Annotated in this window: 18 protein-coding genes and 1 pseudogene; 8 read left to right on the top strand and 11 right to left on the bottom strand. The window is 43.6% G+C overall.

The features are described 5' to 3' along the window. Positions 1 to 285 precede the first annotated feature (285 nt). Positions 286 to 1,308, top strand: coding sequence for an ABC transporter ATP-binding protein (locus tag VXK47_RS13955; protein WP_435549397.1), 1,023 nt, complete (start codon positions 286 to 288; stop codon positions 1,306 to 1,308). 13 nt (positions 1,309 to 1,321) lie between these two features. Continuing rightward, positions 1,322 to 1,780 (top strand): hypothetical protein, encoded by a 459-nt coding sequence (locus VXK47_RS13950; protein WP_435549396.1) that lies wholly within the window; start codon positions 1,322 to 1,324, stop codon positions 1,778 to 1,780. A gap of 62 nt (positions 1,781 to 1,842) precedes the next feature. On the opposite strand, the gene VXK47_RS13945 is transcribed toward VXK47_RS13950, so the two are convergent. The 10 genes and pseudogenes from VXK47_RS13945 to VXK47_RS13900 form a co-directional block, all read right to left on the bottom strand. Further along, positions 1,843 to 2,274 carry a PIN domain-containing protein gene (locus VXK47_RS13945; RefSeq protein WP_435549395.1) on the bottom strand — a complete coding sequence of 144 codons (432 nt, stop codon included), beginning with the start codon at positions 2,272 to 2,274 and terminating at the stop codon, positions 1,843 to 1,845. Next, positions 2,264 to 2,497, bottom strand: a complete 234-nt coding sequence (locus VXK47_RS13940; protein WP_435549394.1) for a DUF6364 family protein — start codon at positions 2,495 to 2,497, stop codon at positions 2,264 to 2,266. Before VXK47_RS13940 ends, VXK47_RS13945 begins: the two co-directional genes overlap by 11 nt. A 137-nt stretch (positions 2,498 to 2,634) precedes the next feature. Continuing rightward, positions 2,635 to 3,039 (bottom strand): TVP38/TMEM64 family protein, encoded by a 405-nt coding sequence (locus VXK47_RS13935; RefSeq protein ID WP_435549393.1) that lies wholly within the window; start codon positions 3,037 to 3,039, stop codon positions 2,635 to 2,637. Continuing rightward, entirely contained in the window at positions 3,036 to 3,329 is a 294-nt protein-coding gene (locus tag VXK47_RS13930) for a hypothetical protein (protein WP_435549392.1), read from the bottom strand. The genes VXK47_RS13935 and VXK47_RS13930 overlap by 4 nt, the downstream gene beginning before the upstream one ends. A 9-nt stretch (positions 3,330 to 3,338) precedes the next feature. Continuing rightward, positions 3,339 to 3,656 carry an NEPxGxxU motif selenoprotein TsoC gene (gene tsoC, locus VXK47_RS13925; RefSeq protein ID WP_332369985.1) on the bottom strand — a complete coding sequence of 106 codons (318 nt, stop codon included), beginning with the start codon at positions 3,654 to 3,656 and terminating at the stop codon, positions 3,339 to 3,341. Between the two features lie 12 nt (positions 3,657 to 3,668). Beyond that, positions 3,669 to 4,690, bottom strand: a pseudogene (locus tag VXK47_RS13920) (thioredoxin family protein). Positions 4,691 to 4,706: 16 nt separating this feature from the next. Next, positions 4,707 to 4,964 (bottom strand): HSGNPxU motif (seleno)protein TsoX, encoded by a 258-nt coding sequence (gene tsoX, locus VXK47_RS13915; RefSeq protein WP_337661154.1) that lies wholly within the window; start codon positions 4,962 to 4,964, stop codon positions 4,707 to 4,709. A 30-nt stretch (positions 4,965 to 4,994) separates the two neighbouring features. After that, the gene (gene tsoA / locus VXK47_RS13910) at positions 4,995 to 5,441 is read right to left on the bottom strand and encodes an LULAXC motif selenoprotein TsoA (protein WP_435549391.1); all 447 of its coding nucleotides are present in this window, start codon (positions 5,439 to 5,441) and stop codon (positions 4,995 to 4,997) included. Between the two features lie 24 nt (positions 5,442 to 5,465). Further along, positions 5,466 to 5,867 carry an ArsR/SmtB-type metalloregulator TsoR gene (gene tsoR, locus VXK47_RS13905; protein WP_435549390.1) on the bottom strand — a complete coding sequence of 134 codons (402 nt, stop codon included), beginning with the start codon at positions 5,865 to 5,867 and terminating at the stop codon, positions 5,466 to 5,468. 284 nt (positions 5,868 to 6,151) lie between these two features. Beyond that, positions 6,152 to 6,394, bottom strand: coding sequence for a hypothetical protein (locus tag VXK47_RS13900; protein WP_435549389.1), 243 nt, complete (start codon positions 6,392 to 6,394; stop codon positions 6,152 to 6,154). A gap of 128 nt (positions 6,395 to 6,522) precedes the next feature. Here VXK47_RS13900 and VXK47_RS13895 point away from each other — a divergent pair, with 128 nt between their 5' ends. The 4 genes from VXK47_RS13895 to nadB all read left to right on the top strand — a co-directional run bounded on the left by VXK47_RS13895 (position 6,523) and on the right by nadB (position 9,936). Further along, positions 6,523 to 7,023, top strand: a complete 501-nt coding sequence (locus tag VXK47_RS13895) for a rhodanese-like domain-containing protein (RefSeq protein WP_435549388.1) — start codon at positions 6,523 to 6,525, stop codon at positions 7,021 to 7,023. Beyond that, positions 7,023 to 7,499, top strand: a complete 477-nt coding sequence (locus VXK47_RS13890; protein ID WP_435549387.1) for a MauE/DoxX family redox-associated membrane protein — start codon at positions 7,023 to 7,025, stop codon at positions 7,497 to 7,499. The genes VXK47_RS13895 and VXK47_RS13890 overlap by 1 nt, the downstream gene beginning before the upstream one ends. A 152-nt stretch (positions 7,500 to 7,651) precedes the next feature. Beyond that, a complete protein-coding gene (locus VXK47_RS13885) occupies positions 7,652 to 8,206 on the top strand; it encodes a hypothetical protein (protein ID WP_435549386.1) in 555 nt (184 codons plus the stop codon). 89 nt (positions 8,207 to 8,295) lie between these two features. Further along, a complete protein-coding gene (gene nadB, locus VXK47_RS13880; RefSeq protein WP_435549385.1) occupies positions 8,296 to 9,936 on the top strand; it encodes an L-aspartate oxidase in 1,641 nt (546 codons plus the stop codon). 331 nt (positions 9,937 to 10,267) lie between these two features. On the opposite strand, the gene VXK47_RS13875 is transcribed toward nadB, so the two are convergent. Continuing rightward, a complete protein-coding gene (locus VXK47_RS13875) occupies positions 10,268 to 11,821 on the bottom strand; it encodes a mucoidy inhibitor MuiA family protein (protein WP_435549384.1) in 1,554 nt (517 codons plus the stop codon). A 582-nt stretch (positions 11,822 to 12,403) separates the two neighbouring features. Between VXK47_RS13875 and VXK47_RS13870 the strand changes: the two genes are divergently transcribed. Together VXK47_RS13870 and ltrA are read left to right on the top strand one after the other, a co-directional pair. Then, on the top strand, positions 12,404 to 12,736 hold the full coding sequence (locus VXK47_RS13870; protein ID WP_435549383.1) for a hypothetical protein: 333 nt from the start codon (positions 12,404 to 12,406) through the stop codon (positions 12,734 to 12,736). After that, positions 12,670 to 13,743, top strand: a complete 1,074-nt coding sequence (gene ltrA, locus VXK47_RS13865) for a group II intron reverse transcriptase/maturase (protein WP_435549382.1) — start codon at positions 12,670 to 12,672, stop codon at positions 13,741 to 13,743. The genes VXK47_RS13870 and ltrA overlap by 67 nt, the downstream gene beginning before the upstream one ends. Positions 13,744 to 13,777 lie beyond the last annotated feature (34 nt).

Here is a 13,777-nt window from a genome sequence, read left to right as displayed (position 1 = left end):
ATGGTGATGTCAAACCCAATGCCAACTGAAATAGTTCCGTATCTCTCATAGTAATTTGTCTCAACCTCCTCTATCTCTTGATGACTGATATCTATCATGTCTTGAATCGGATTACCCATACTTTTTAGCGAGGAGCCATTTTTCATGAAGTTTCACTTGGAGTTCAGGATGAAAAAATGGTTTCGGTAATCAAGGGCGTAAGCGAAGGAGAACTGGTGGTTTTAGAACCCAAATTGTTTAAACCCGGCAAGAAGGTAAAGCCGGCCATACAGAAAGTATAAAACTATGGATTTAGCCATCAGAGATATTGCTCATCATAAAGGAAAGTTTATTGCGACGGTTATCGGTGTGGGCCTTTTGTTTGCCGTGGTTTTATCCATGAACGGCATCTATCGGGGTTTTATTTTTGAAGGTCTTTCGGTAATTCAGGTTACCAGCCCTGATCTGTGGGTAGTAGAGCGATACCGGGGCGGCCCTTTTAATGAACAATCAAGTATTCCTGAATTTTTTCATTACAGCATTGAAGCGCTTGATGGTGTTGAAAAGGCAAGTCCTTTTATTTTTTATAACGTTGAACGCATTATTAACGGTAATCGTAAACGCTTTACCATTATCGGATATGATATATTCAAAGGCCTTGGCGGCCCTCAAAATCTTACCGCCGGAAGACAGATAGAACAGGCTCATTACGAGATGGTTGCCCATGAAAAGATAGGTTTCAAGCTGGGTGATAAAATACCGCTCGGTCTTCACATCATACTTGAACCGACAGCAGGAACCATTGTTTTTGATGACAATACGATTTACAGCAACGGCTGGACTGGTACCGATCTTCGCCGCCTGCGAAGAGAAAAAGTCGGGTTTGTTTTTCAAACGCCTAATTTAATCCCGTTTTTAACTGCCCGGGAAAATATTCTTTTTTCTTTGGAGCTGGTCGGTGTTACCGGGCATAAAGCACAGGATCGGGCAACGGAACTTCTTGAATATATGGAAGTAGCGCACAGGAGTAATTATCTGCCTGCTTTTCTGTCCGGCGGGGAACAGCAGCGTGTTTCTGTGGCGCGGGCGCTTGCAAACCGGCCAAAATTGATTTTAGCCGATGAGCCGACAGCAGCGCTTGATACGGCTCGCGGAAAGAAGGTTATGGAATTTCTTAAAAAATTAGCCCGTGAACATCAAACGGCGGTAATTACCGTGACACACGATGTCAGGATGATTGAAGGGTTTGACCATGTATATCATCTTAAGGATGGACAGCTTAACAGTTCAGGAGAAATAAATAAACCCGACATCCCAAATTTTAAATAACCGGAGGAAAATCATGGCTAAAGAAGTCTGGATTCTCGGCGTTGATCCTCCCTGTCCCCGTTGCGACCTGACACGGCAGCGGGTGGAGAGGATATCAAACGAATTGGTGGGTGTGTCTTTGAACATCAGTCATATGATTTACAGCGATTTTAGAGCACAAGCGTTTGCCAAGTCAGTTGGAAAGGAGACCGGTACAGCAAAACATGTTGCCGACAAGGCAGGGATTAAAGTGGACTGGGGGGATCATGTTCATGCAGTTGTAAAAAATCCGCCAAGCCGGCCTGAGGACTTTGATGAAATTGACGGTATAGCCCGGCAATGGTCGCCTGAGATGGATGCAGCGATTCGCCCCTGTCAGGAAAAAGCAGATTCTGTGGGCATTTTGATGACACCGATTCTGGTTGTTGACAGGAAGGTCAAACATCATGGGAGTATGCCATCCCTTGAACAACTGCGGATGTGGTTGGCCTGAGCACCTCATTTAAGCTTACCAAAAAATAAGATAGATGGGAAAGTGAACGCGAAGTTTCCGGCTTAAGGGATTCTTGATTTGAAAGGATTCTCTATAAGTACTCCGTTATACTGCTGTCCATCATTGAGATCTTCTGAGAGAATTCTGCTGCACCCTGAACGCTCTGCCTCTGCCAGTATAAGCGAATCCCAATAAGAAGTCCCATAGAACTTTTGCATATCAATGGCCCGCTTGACAAGGGGCAGGTCAATTTCTTCAACCGGCAAAACCGACAAGATATTGATTATCTTTTCCGCGTCATTAAAAGATAACGGCACTTTTATCTTTCGAGTCACCACAACAAAGAATTCCCCCAGGACTTGGGCGGACAAGACAGCGGATTCATTTTTAATTGCTTCCTTGAGAATTGCTTGAGCCTTTGTCTGCTTTTCCAGGTTATGTTTATCGTATGCATAAACAAGAATATTCGAATCAAGAAATACACTACCGCTCATAGAGATCCTCCCGGACCCAGTCTTTTTGTCCCATATCGCGACTTAATTCCCGGAAAGACGCCTCGATATCTTTGAGGGCACGTTTCTTTTGGGCTGCATCCCTTTCAGCAACCGATTCAAGAAATTCTCTAACCATTTGAGTCAGTGTCGTATTTTTGTCAATGGCGATCTTACGCACTTTCCGAATGACTTCTTCCTCAACGCTTAAGGTTATATTTGCCATTATATCCTCCCTGCATGGAAAATATTAAGTTTAGCCCTTATTATGGTTAACATCTTTTTGTTTGTCAAACGGATTTGAGAAAAAAACAGAAACCATGGTTGATCTGAATGAAAAAGTAAGAGTTATCCGTAAGCGACCTATATGCGTCTTGCTGCCTTTACTTTTTTGATGAGCGAGGGAATAAAGAACGAAAAGGCAAATAAGACGAGTGAAAAAAAGACCTTCCAACTAACCAGTTCCGACCACCGACCGCTTGCCCAGACATCTTTAACGGTTCCCACAAAAAAGGTAAAGATAAAAGTCCCCACAATAATGCCGAGGGCCGTTGCCGAAAAGTAATCCCAAAACCGAACCTCACTCAGCCCCATGCCGAAGTTCATTGGGGTAAAAGGGAAATAGATCAGACGCAGATAAAGGACTGTAGTAAAGCCGTTGCGTTCGATAGCGTCATCGTATCGTTTCAACCTGTCGCCGATAAGTGATCCGGCAAAGTCCCGCCCCAGGTAGCGCCCGATGAAAAAAGCAAGGCTTGCGCCGATCATGGCTCCCCTCCCAGCCAGACATAAAGAAAGCCCCAATAAGGACCAAAGACGGCAGCTCCAATTGCCGTCAAAAGGGTGCCGGGAAGAAACAGACATACACCCGCTGCATAGATGACTACAAACATCAATGGCGCCCAAAAGCCTGCCGATGTCAGGAAAAGTCCGATCTGCCTGGCTGTAAAGTACTCTTTCGCCGGCGAAAAACGGACCAGGAAAATAGCCGCGACGATAAACAGGATCAGAACCGCCGCTTTGATCAGCGATTTATTTATACTAGCTTTGACTCGCATGGTTACACCTTATTTTTTTAATAGCCGACTCAGAATTCCCTTTTTCGGCGGTTCGGGTTCGGGCAAATCCAGGTGGCGACAGATACAGGTTTCCACCTCATGTTCGGTTATATTGGCGCCCTCCACCACGATCTCCTCCGCTACCATAACTGCCGGGGCTACAGGCAGGTCCAACTCGAAGTATTCGTCGGTCTGATATTCGGCCTTTGGCCTGGATATGACCTCGATATCAATGGGATATTTTGCGCCCAGCCTGGGCATCATCTGTTTGAAATTCTTTCAGGGCTTACCATTGGGTTCGTTGAGAAAAAATCGGATTTTAAGCATTATTATTTCCTTTTATTTTGGGTTGTTTTGTCGAATTCCGCTCATGTAGCCAAGAAACGGTTCAGGTGGAAGAAAATCCAGCAGCCGCAGATCGGTTCGTTCCTTACCGCGCGAATCCAGAAATATAATAGTGGGCACGCCCTTGACACCATATTGTTTCAACAGACGTTCGTTAACCGGGTTGTCGCCTTTGGTAACATCTACCTTAATCATTATAAAATAATTTTTCGCCTGCTTAACAATGTCGGAGTGATGAAATGTCACATCTTCAAGTGCGCGGCAAGGAGTGCACCAGTTGGCGTAGAAATCGATGATCACCGGTTTTTTTTGCGCGGCGGCCTGCTGCAGGACTTGCTCCGAATAGGTCTGCCAAGCAATCCCAGGTCCCCGCATGGCCCATGTGGTGATCCAAAAAGTTGCGATGACCAGACAGGCGATGCCAACGATGGTTTTCATCCATGGAAAGGCCTTGAAACCAGCCTGGTTTTTATCGATCCATCCCAGATGCAACCCGGCAGTCAGTGCAACACCGACCGGCAAGATAATCTTCAAGATTTCGGGCAGAACCGGTCGTATAAAGTAAACCGCCATACCTACCAGAACCCAGCCCATGAGCTTGCGCACCCAGAGCATCCACCCGCCGGCCCTGGGAAGCCGCTGCAATTGCCCGGAAAAGAGCGCCAGCACGAAAAGGGGAAGGCCCAAACCCAAGTCCGGCCCTAAAAACTCTTTCAGATTACCAGCCTTGCGCCAGAGCGCCCACCAGGTAGGTTCCATAGGAAAATTCAACGCACCCTTAATATGTCCGGTACGATGTTCCCATTCCTGACGGGTATCAATCAACAGCAGATCTGAAGCGTTCTTGCTATATCTGCCGGCGAGTTCTTCCGTAGAGATGATCCTGTAACCACCACTGCTGGCCTCCGCCAGAACATCGTCCCAGGTGGCTTGCCTGGGCGCTGAACATACCAGACCGCAACGAAGGTAAGAATTACTGCTATTACCGCAAGGAAAAATGAAGTTTTTTTCTGCATGTCCAATTCTCCGCTCTCAAAGTATTGTCTGAGACAAAAAGGCATCCATTTTGCTTTTATCAGTTGCCACATCGTTGGGTACCCACTCGTTCTCAAAGAGTACATTGGTCGAGCCCTTAAATGTATGCCCTTTCGCCTCTTCCGAATCTGTCCTGTAAATCTTTACATCTAATTTTGCACCGAATTTTTCCTTCATGTCATGGGCTATACCTATAGCCTTTCTGCATGTGGCTCAGCCGGGGTTTCCGCTGTGGAATACAATCAGCTCGTACATGTCTCCTCCTTTTTATTATTCTTTAAGTTATTATTTTTTTTCTCTTTCCAGCTTTGAAAGCAGAAAAGTCGCTCCTCGGCGGGACAGCCCGAGTTTTTTTGCAAGAGTGTTTTCATCCAAAAGGCCGCCTGTTTTCAGAAGCGCAAGTACTTCTGCTTCAAGTTCCTCCAGCCAGTCCTCGAACAGCACCAGCAGCTCGGGATCGGTAATCGCCGCAAGCTGTTTTGACCTGGCGACTTTATCCACAAGGCTCTGGCACATCTGCGTTGGGTCGACACCTTCGCCCATACACTCGGCCAGTCACAAATGAACCATGCCGGATACCTTATCGCCTTCGGATTGCCCGATCAGATTCATCAGAAATCGCTCACGAGCCTCATTATCCAGGTCAGCCAGAAGTCTTCCCAGAATCTTGGTGATTTTAGCCAGGGCATCTTCAGTGTCCATATTTGTAATGATCTTTAATAGCTCATCCATAGGGATTGGTTTACCTCCATCACATTAAAAGGTCTTTCTTGATGACAAGAGATCTGTTGCCACATCGCTTAAGATTCGTAAAACATCCAGGATTCTCGCATCAGATAACTCATAATAAATAAACGGTCCTTCGCGTTCCACCTTGACCAGCAACGAGCGCTTCAGTTCTTTCAAATGGTGCGATACCAGCGGTTGCGACAAATCCAGCTCCTCGACGATGGCGGAAACCGATTTCTTTTCAGTGCTGATGAGCAGCAATATTCTCAGCCGGTTGCTATCAGATAAACTTTTCGCCAGGAAGGCTGCGCTTTGAAGATGATCATTATCCAATTGATATTGAACCGTAACTGCATTATTCTGCCCTGCCGGATTCCATGAAATACCATTCGGGTTATCATTCAATACTTGCTTTTTTATTTTACCCATTGTTTGGCTCACAGGTCTAAGTTTTTTGGGATTTGCAGCGACTGCCGTAACAGCATATAAGTGTCTATTTATATGCTGATCAATGTTTTGTCAATAGAATATTTTCAGTGTGTGAAATTGATTTAAAAGGAGAATAGCGCTCTTGCTAATCCCATGCAGGCGCCGCTGAGTACAAGCCAGATGGAGTTCACCTTAAATCGGATGATGAGCAGAGCGGAAACAAGACCCCTGCGCCGCTAACCGGAATGATGAACGCCCCCGATTCCTGTCTTCCGAGACGCCGGTCAGTGTGCCTTCGGAGGCATGGTGAAGGATATGGCCTTCCAAAACCCGAGGAGTATCTCGCGCTGCAGAGCTTTTAAGTCGGATGTATTCATAAAATCTCCCATTGATATATTACGATAACCGTAATCAGTAACCGTAACGTTGGCAACAAAAAAATCACGCCCAAAGTCTCTTAAAAATAAAATTGCGTTCAAAACCGGCGGAATTGTCTTTTTGTGGTGAATAAGCAGATCAAACATCATGGAAGCATGCCATCCATCAAGCAATTGCAGATGTGGTTGACTTGAACGAAGTATTGTGTTTACATCTCCTCATAAATTGAACATGAAAAGTAACATAACAAAAAAACCATACGTATGAAATCTTGCATATGACTATAGCTAAAAACAACCTGATTTTAAAAACCTTAAAGCAGGTTTTGCTTATCGTCCTGATTACACTTGTTGCCGGGTTTGTGTCAAATCTGTTCAGAACTGATAAAATACCTTTTTTTGAAAACTGGTCTGAAAAAACCAAACATGCAACGCTATCCGGAGAGAATCCGGAAATATCTCTTGAGGAAGCTCTAAAACTCTTCAGAAAAAATGCTGCTGTATTTATAGATGCACGTCCATTTGAAGAATATAATAAAGGCCACATAAAGGGTGCGATAAGCTTGCCGTATGAGGAAGCGGACCAAAAATTTGCCGAAGTAATGTCAGGCGTTTCCGAAGATAATCTTATTGTTACGTATTGTGATGGAGAAACATGTGAGCTTAGCATGGATCTGGCGGTTTTTCTTCGTAATGCAGGTTATAAAAAAGTTTGGGCTCTTGCAAACGGCTGGTCGGTCTGGCAAGAAAACAACCTTCCTGTTGGAACTGATAAATAATGAAAGAAAACTCAAGGCAAAGACTTTCCTTATATTTATATCATGGAGCGAGAATTGTAATTGGCTTAGTTTTTATTTATGCGAGTTATGACAAAATACTTCATCCCGCAGCTTTTGCCAAAATTATATATAATTACCAAATACTTCCTGACAAACTAATAAATTTAACGGCAATATTATTACCATGGCTTGAACTTGTTATCGGTTGCCTGCTTTTATCCGGCGTATGGCTGCCGGGAGCTGTATTTATAAGCAATGTCCTTTTAATAATATTTTTTTGTATTCTCATATATAACAAAGCCCGCGGGCTTAATATAAACTGCGGATGCTTTTCAACAAGTTTTGGAAGCAGCTCATATTCAGTATTTTATATTGCCAGGGATTTTATTTTTGTTATTATCGCAAATTATCTTTTTATAAAAATCTTTATCAAACCATCAGTTTTGTGCAAAGTAAAAAAACCCACCAACAATTAACCAAAATACCAAACTTGCCTTGACTTTAATTTTTTTTTACTCGATAAGAAAGCTAATAAATAGCAGATCTTTCAGGTTTGATGGTTTTGTGAAAAATCTATCAAAGATAAAAAACCTTACAAAAACTATTTATTTTTGGAGATTGTCTTCTCATGGACTTTATAGTAAAATGCTGTATAATAATAGGGAGTTTACTCGCTTTTTATACTTTACCGGTACAGGCTGAAACCACGTTTTACAGGCATAAACCTGAACAAATTATCTATAATGGAAAATCGGCTAATTCTGATCTTAAAGATGATAATGAATTTTTGAAACAAAGAATATACATTGCTTCTAATGAAACTGGTAATATGCCTAAATCTCAAATCAATGTTTTACGTGCAGAAAATGCCGAACTTAATACAGAAATTAATCAGCTAAACCGGGAACTTGCAGACAGTAAATATCTTCTTGCTATTTCGAATAAATCTTTAGATAAGCTTAAAGATACTTCTGATGAATATACCGAACTCAAAACAAAACATGATGAAACGGTTTTGATGCTTTCTAATCAAAATGAAAAAGTTGATAAACTGGAAGACGAGATTACAAAACTATTGCGCCAGCAAAATATACGCTGGTTTTTCAGCGGAGCTGCTGTCTTTTTGCTGGGTTTTATAATTGGCTACAGTGCAAGGCGTGAAAAAAGAAGGTCATTGTTATAAAGACAACATTTCGGCCATTGGCCTTGCCGGTGTACTTTTTATAAATTGCTCATAATTATATAATAACCAAGAATAGCGAAAAATAACAATTGGATATAAAAACAGATTATTTAATAATCGGAAGCGGTGTTGCAGGGCTTACTCTTGCGCTTAAAGTAGCCGATTATAAAACAGTTGCTATTGTTACCAAAAAAGAAATTATGGATAGCAATACAGCACTTGCACAGGGAGGAATAGCATCGGTATTCGGTGCGCTCGATACTTTCGAACTTCACATTCAGGACACTCTTGATTCGGGTGATGGCCTGTGCAACAGAGAAGTTGTTGAAGTAGTAGTTAAAAACGGACCTGAACGGATTTGTGACCTAATCGATCTTGGTGTCCAGTTTAATCTCAGCACAAAAGAATCTTCACATAACATACCGCAAGAATTAGATCTTGGCCGTGAAGGCGGTCATTCCCAAAAGCGTATTGTGCATGCCCAGGATATGACTGGAATAGAGATAGAAAAAATTCTGGTAGAACATGTCAAAAACCATAAGAACATAACTCTGTATGAAGATCATATCGCAATTGATCTTATAACATGTTCAACCCGCATGAAAAGGGGCCTTGTTACAACAACTCACGAAGATTATTGTTGCGGAGCCTATGTTCTTGACAGAAAAAACAATAAAGTTAAAACTTTTTCTTCTAAGACAACTGTCCTTGCTACCGGCGGGACAGGCAAGGTTTATCTTTATACAAGCAATCCCGATGTCGCAACAGGAGACGGCATTGCTATGGCATACAGGGCAGGGGCAACTCTTGCCAACCTTGAATTTGTTCAGTTTCATCCTACCTGCCTTTACCATCCTGATGCCAAGAATTTTCTTATTTCGGAAGCTGTAAGAGGCGAGGGAGGAATTCTGATAAATTCTTCGGGTGTGCCTTTTATGCAAAAATACAGCCCGTTAAAAGATCTTGCCTGCAGAGATGTAGTGGCACGCGCTATAGATACTGAACTTAAAAAAAGCGGGGAAGATTCGGTTTTTCTTGATATATCTCATAAGAATTCCGGGTTTGTAAAAGATCGCTTTCCTAATCTTTATAAAAAATGCCTGATGTTCGGAATTGATATGACCGCAGAACCTATTCCCGTTGTTCCGGCAGCCCATTACATGTGCGGCGGTGTTGTAACCGATATGTTCGGAAGAACTGATATTCACAACCTGTATGCAATAGGCGAAACAGCCTGCACCGGACTGCATGGCGCAAACAGGCTTGCAAGCAATTCTTTACTTGAAGCACTTGTATACGCACATGCGGTTGCTGAAGAATCTTTAAAAGAAATCAGTTCGCCCGATTTCAAATCTTTTCCTGACAGCCCTGTATGGGATGAAGTCGGCACAACAGACAGCGATGAACTTATAATGGTTACGCAAAACTGGGATGAAATAAGAAGGTGCATGTGGAACTATGTAGGAATAGTGCGCTCGGATAAACGTCTTGCCAGGGCAAAGAGACGCATAGAAATTATACAAAACGAAATCAGTGAATACTACTGGAATTTTAAAATCAGCGCAGATCTTGTTGAACTAAGAAATATTGCAACTGTTGCCGAGCTTATAATAAAGTGCGCCATGCACAGGAAAGAAAGCCGGGGCCTTCACTATACTCTTGAATATCCTGATCGTGATGATTCGAGATGGCAGAAGGATACGATAATCAGGCGTCAATTCCTAAATTAAAGACCCAATTATAATACTCCCAATTCTGTCACTTTCAATATCGATGATGTCTTTTTTAGTTATCATTCAAAGTGGCTGCAAAATATTTTAGGATAGATATTCTTTATTATTTATGATAGTTATGCCCTCACACGTACTTTCGATACCCTTTTCAAGGAGTTTTTGTTCGTTTTTTCAGTCTTATGGATTGCGGAGACAATCTCTTTAGAATAGCTCAAAAATATAATATGCCGCTTGACAGGCTTTTGCGTATAAACAAGCTAAGGGCTTAAGAGCGCAATACATACCGGACAATATCTTTACGTTGACTGAAAATATTAAGTATTAACTTTCATTGCCACCACTGGTCCAGGTTCATATTTTTTGGGGCTGTAATATTTATGGCGGTAAATATAGATTTCTTTTGTCCTGCGGCCATGTCGAATGTCCAGATTAGTATTTCATTATCAGGTACTGAAATTGGAGGGTCGCATTGAAAAGACAATTTAACCCTATCGTCATTTGATAATGGACAAGGTTCCTCAATACGAACTTTGACAGGAAATGTTCCGGTGTTCTGAACATCAACGACCAAATCTAATTTATAAACCTGCTTATTTTCAAAAAATGTTTTCGTACCCGGTTTATAAAACAAATTTGCTGTAACAAACGGATCAATACCGAAAAAGAAAACCCCTTCTTGCCCGGTGAAAGAAAATGCCTGTGTTCCAAGAGCTGAGCCATCTATCATGAATGTAGCCTCTCCATGTGATATTTCAATCGATTCATGCAGGTTAACTGTAGCTCTGATAAAGGCTTGAGAACTAAGACTGGGCCTGATCAGGCAGATAAAATCGGCGGGCCACACATTTTCCTTGATTTTAAACCGTTGTCTCAGTCCTGTCGGCAAAGTTTTTTTACCCAGCCGCCACAGAGAAAAAGTGCCCCGTCCGACCTTATCAGGCACGGATGGGAGCGTTTCCGGTTGATTTTCCGTTTCTGTAATTGCCTGCGGGGTGTCTGCTTTTTTGCTCCGCCGCCCGCTGTTGTTTTTGCTTAAGGAACGCTGCTTGATAACCAATGGAATCAGATCCGGCGGTGCAATTGACGAAACAGGCTGTGGCGTGGAGATATTTAAGTCCACTTCGTTCCAATCCTGTCCTGAATTCTGCCAGATAGCTGCTTCCCATGAAAACAGTATTTGTTTCTCCCTAACCCGGGCATCGATACGGTACATAGACTGCCAGCCGCAACCGGAAAGGAAATATCTATATGTCAACAATGCTTCCGGCATTTTAGGACCGGAAAAAAGTATTGTTACCTCCCAGAAAGTTTCTTTTTGTGCAACAGTTTGGTTCAGTTCATCGCCTATCCCCTTTAACTGCTTATTCAGCTTCTCAAGTTCTGTGTCATGATAGAGCTTGTTCTGATATGCTTTCTGAATATTTTTACCGATTGAAGAAGCCATATTGATGGACTCAGGAAGAGTCTTCGATTTCGTTTTTGTCTGATATTGCCAAAACTGAATCTGGGTTTCAAGGGAAAAGATGATGGACTGAAGTGTATTTCTTTCAGATTTAAGTGTTTGAATTTGTTTGCGTAATTTATTGATTTTTTCATCATCGCGGCGGATAACCTGCCGCCACGTCTGATCTTTGATTCTCAGACCCGTTTTTATCGTCAAACACGTAACGAGCGAATTAGGATCAGCCTGGCCCGGAAGGAAGAAAACGGCTCTTTGTAAATCTTTGCCTACCGGGTTAAGATGCGCTTTTGTTTCCTCGAGTATCTGGGCGGACTCCGGATAGATTGTGACTTCTTTCGGCACAGCCCCGGCGCTGAAAGGATAAAGACATAAAAAAACAGCGATTGCCATCGTACATATCCATGCATAATGTTTTATCATCCGTTTTCCTCCAAAGGTTATGCAAAACTTTATTGATTAACTTTATAAATCCTTTATTTAAACCACAATTATGGGTCTTATTTCGGATTTATCTTGTTGCAAGCATTTGCCTTAGCATAAACATTAGCCGAAGGCAAGGGCGGAATCGTGAGGTTCTGTCTGAAGGCGAAGCGAAGCGGAAGGTAAGCCGAAGGCGAAAGCGACTGAAAGGAGCGGCCAACCCTAAGTGCAAAGCTATGAGCCGACGAACAGAAACAGCATATAAGGCCCAGTCTCCGGGTGAGTTAGCACCACATAACAAAGCCCAGGATTCGGGAGATAGGGTAAATGCTGCGGTTGTGTAGCAAAAGTTCACGTTCTTATCCGGGGAGATCTGTCTGAAATAGCGTTTGTTTTGGCTATGGAAGTCGGACTGAGGCCCATCCTGAAAAGGGAGGAACCGCCACCGAATCCTAAGGCTGAAACGAAAGCGCATCGGGCGGCAACGTTTGATGTTATCAGGCAGAAGTCAGCAGAGGCCATAGTAGCCCAATGCCCGGGGCATGGTGAAGGGCCGAACACTTAAACAGGGAAGGAGCGCAAATGAGCTCGCATAACACAAAGAATTCGAACGAAGGAGTGAATATGCGGCGTGTTATTGAAACGCCCAACCCGGATGTTTACCTGCTGGAACGGATATTATCCGGAGAAAACATGCAACAGGCATGGAAACGGGTCAAAGCCAATAAAGGGGTTCCCGGTGTCGATAATATATCGATAGAGGATTTCCCCGACTTTGCCCGCAAGAACTGGAGAACTATCCGTGAATCGCTGTCAGATGGCAGCTATCACCCTTGCCGGTTAAACGTGTGGAAATTCCCAAGCAATCGGGCGGTACACGTCCATTGGGTATTCCAACCGTCACAGACCGGTTGATCCAACAAGCTATATCTCAGGTTTTAATGCCGATCTTTGACCCGGAATTTTCGGATTCAAGTTATGGGTTCAGACCGGGTAGGTCTGCCCATAATGCAGTTTACAAAGTCCGGGAATACATCAAAGAAGGTTACCGGATTGCTGTGGACATGGATTTGTCAAAGTTTTTCGATACGGTCAACCATGATGTGCTTATGCACCGGGTGGCCCGGAAAATCAAAGACAAACGTGTCTTAAAGCTGATCGGTAAGTACCTGAGAGCCGGTGCAGTGGTTAACGATCGCCTGCAGGTTACCCGACAGGGTGTTCCCCAGGGCGGCCCGCTATCCCCGCTTTTGGCTAATATACTTCTGGATAATCTGGATAAAGAGCTTGAGAAGAGGGGGCACGGGTTTGTCCGCTATGCCGATGACTTTCTCGTGTTAGTGAAAAACCACCAGGCAGGAGTGAGAGTGTCTCAAAGTATCGAGCGGTTTCTCAACCGTAGGCTCAAACTAAAGATCAACGAGAAGAAAAGCAGGGTAGCGAAAACGGATGACACGGACTTTTTGGGGTTTACCTTCAAAGGCAACAAAATCCACTGGTCAGATAAGGCTTTCCGTCAATTTAAATGGAGAATCAAACGTCTGACCGGAAGAAGCTGGTTCGTGTCTATGGAATACCGCATGCAGAAGATTGCACAATATCTTCGGGGCTGGATGAACTATTTTGGGATATCGGAATACTATCGTCCGATACCTGAAATCGATCACTGGCTCCGGCGGCGGGTGCGCATGTGCTATTGGAAGCAATGGCGCTATGTGCGTACCCGGGTTAGCAACCTTCTCAAAATGGGTACACATCCGAACGTTGCCATTCCCATGAGTCTATCACGTAAAGGCCCGTGGAAATGTGCCAGAACATTAGCCACGCAAACCGGCATGACAATTAAATGGCTCAAGGATCAAGGCCTGCTATCTGTCAAAGAACTGTGGGTGAACACCCATTACCCGGCTACGGCCCGGTAATTTAAGTGAGGCGCGCAGTGCGGACCCGCATGCT

Origin of the sequence: Desulfobacterium sp. N47, from assembly GCF_051233685.1 — a bacterium.
Classification (GTDB): Bacteria; Desulfobacterota; Desulfobacteria; order Desulfobacterales; family RPRI01; genus RPRI01.
The sequence above is the reverse complement of the archived record's forward strand: the minus strand, read 5'-3'. Positions and strand labels throughout refer to the sequence as shown.

Excerpts from the sequence above, each read along its gene's own strand:
- VXK47_RS13955 (WP_435549397.1), top strand. The coding sequence starts at position 286 with ATGGATTTAGCCATCAGAGATATTGCTCATCATAAAGGAAAGTTTATT.
- VXK47_RS13950 (WP_435549396.1), top strand. The coding sequence starts at position 1,322 with ATGGCTAAAGAAGTCTGGATTCTCGGCGTTGATCCTCCCTGTCCCCGT.
- VXK47_RS13945 (WP_435549395.1), bottom strand. The coding sequence starts at position 2,274 with ATGAGCGGTAGTGTATTTCTTGATTCGAATATTCTTGTTTATGCATAC.
- VXK47_RS13940 (WP_435549394.1), bottom strand. The coding sequence starts at position 2,497 with ATGGCAAATATAACCTTAAGCGTTGAGGAAGAAGTCATTCGGAAAGTG.
- VXK47_RS13935 (WP_435549393.1), bottom strand. The coding sequence starts at position 3,039 with ATGATCGGCGCAAGCCTTGCTTTTTTCATCGGGCGCTACCTGGGGCGG.
- VXK47_RS13930 (WP_435549392.1), bottom strand. The coding sequence starts at position 3,329 with ATGCGAGTCAAAGCTAGTATAAATAAATCGCTGATCAAAGCGGCGGTT.
- tsoR (WP_435549390.1), bottom strand. The coding sequence starts at position 5,867 with ATGGGTAAAATAAAAAAGCAAGTATTGAATGATAACCCGAATGGTATT.
- VXK47_RS13900 (WP_435549389.1), bottom strand. The coding sequence starts at position 6,394 with ATGATGTTTGATCTGCTTATTCACCACAAAAAGACAATTCCGCCGGTT.
- VXK47_RS13895 (WP_435549388.1), top strand. The coding sequence starts at position 6,523 with ATGACTATAGCTAAAAACAACCTGATTTTAAAAACCTTAAAGCAGGTT.
- VXK47_RS13890 (WP_435549387.1), top strand. The coding sequence starts at position 7,023 with ATGAAAGAAAACTCAAGGCAAAGACTTTCCTTATATTTATATCATGGA.
- VXK47_RS13885 (WP_435549386.1), top strand. The coding sequence starts at position 7,652 with ATGGACTTTATAGTAAAATGCTGTATAATAATAGGGAGTTTACTCGCT.
- VXK47_RS13875 (WP_435549384.1), bottom strand. The coding sequence starts at position 11,821 with ATGATAAAACATTATGCATGGATATGTACGATGGCAATCGCTGTTTTT.
- VXK47_RS13870 (WP_435549383.1), top strand. The coding sequence starts at position 12,404 with ATGAGCTCGCATAACACAAAGAATTCGAACGAAGGAGTGAATATGCGG.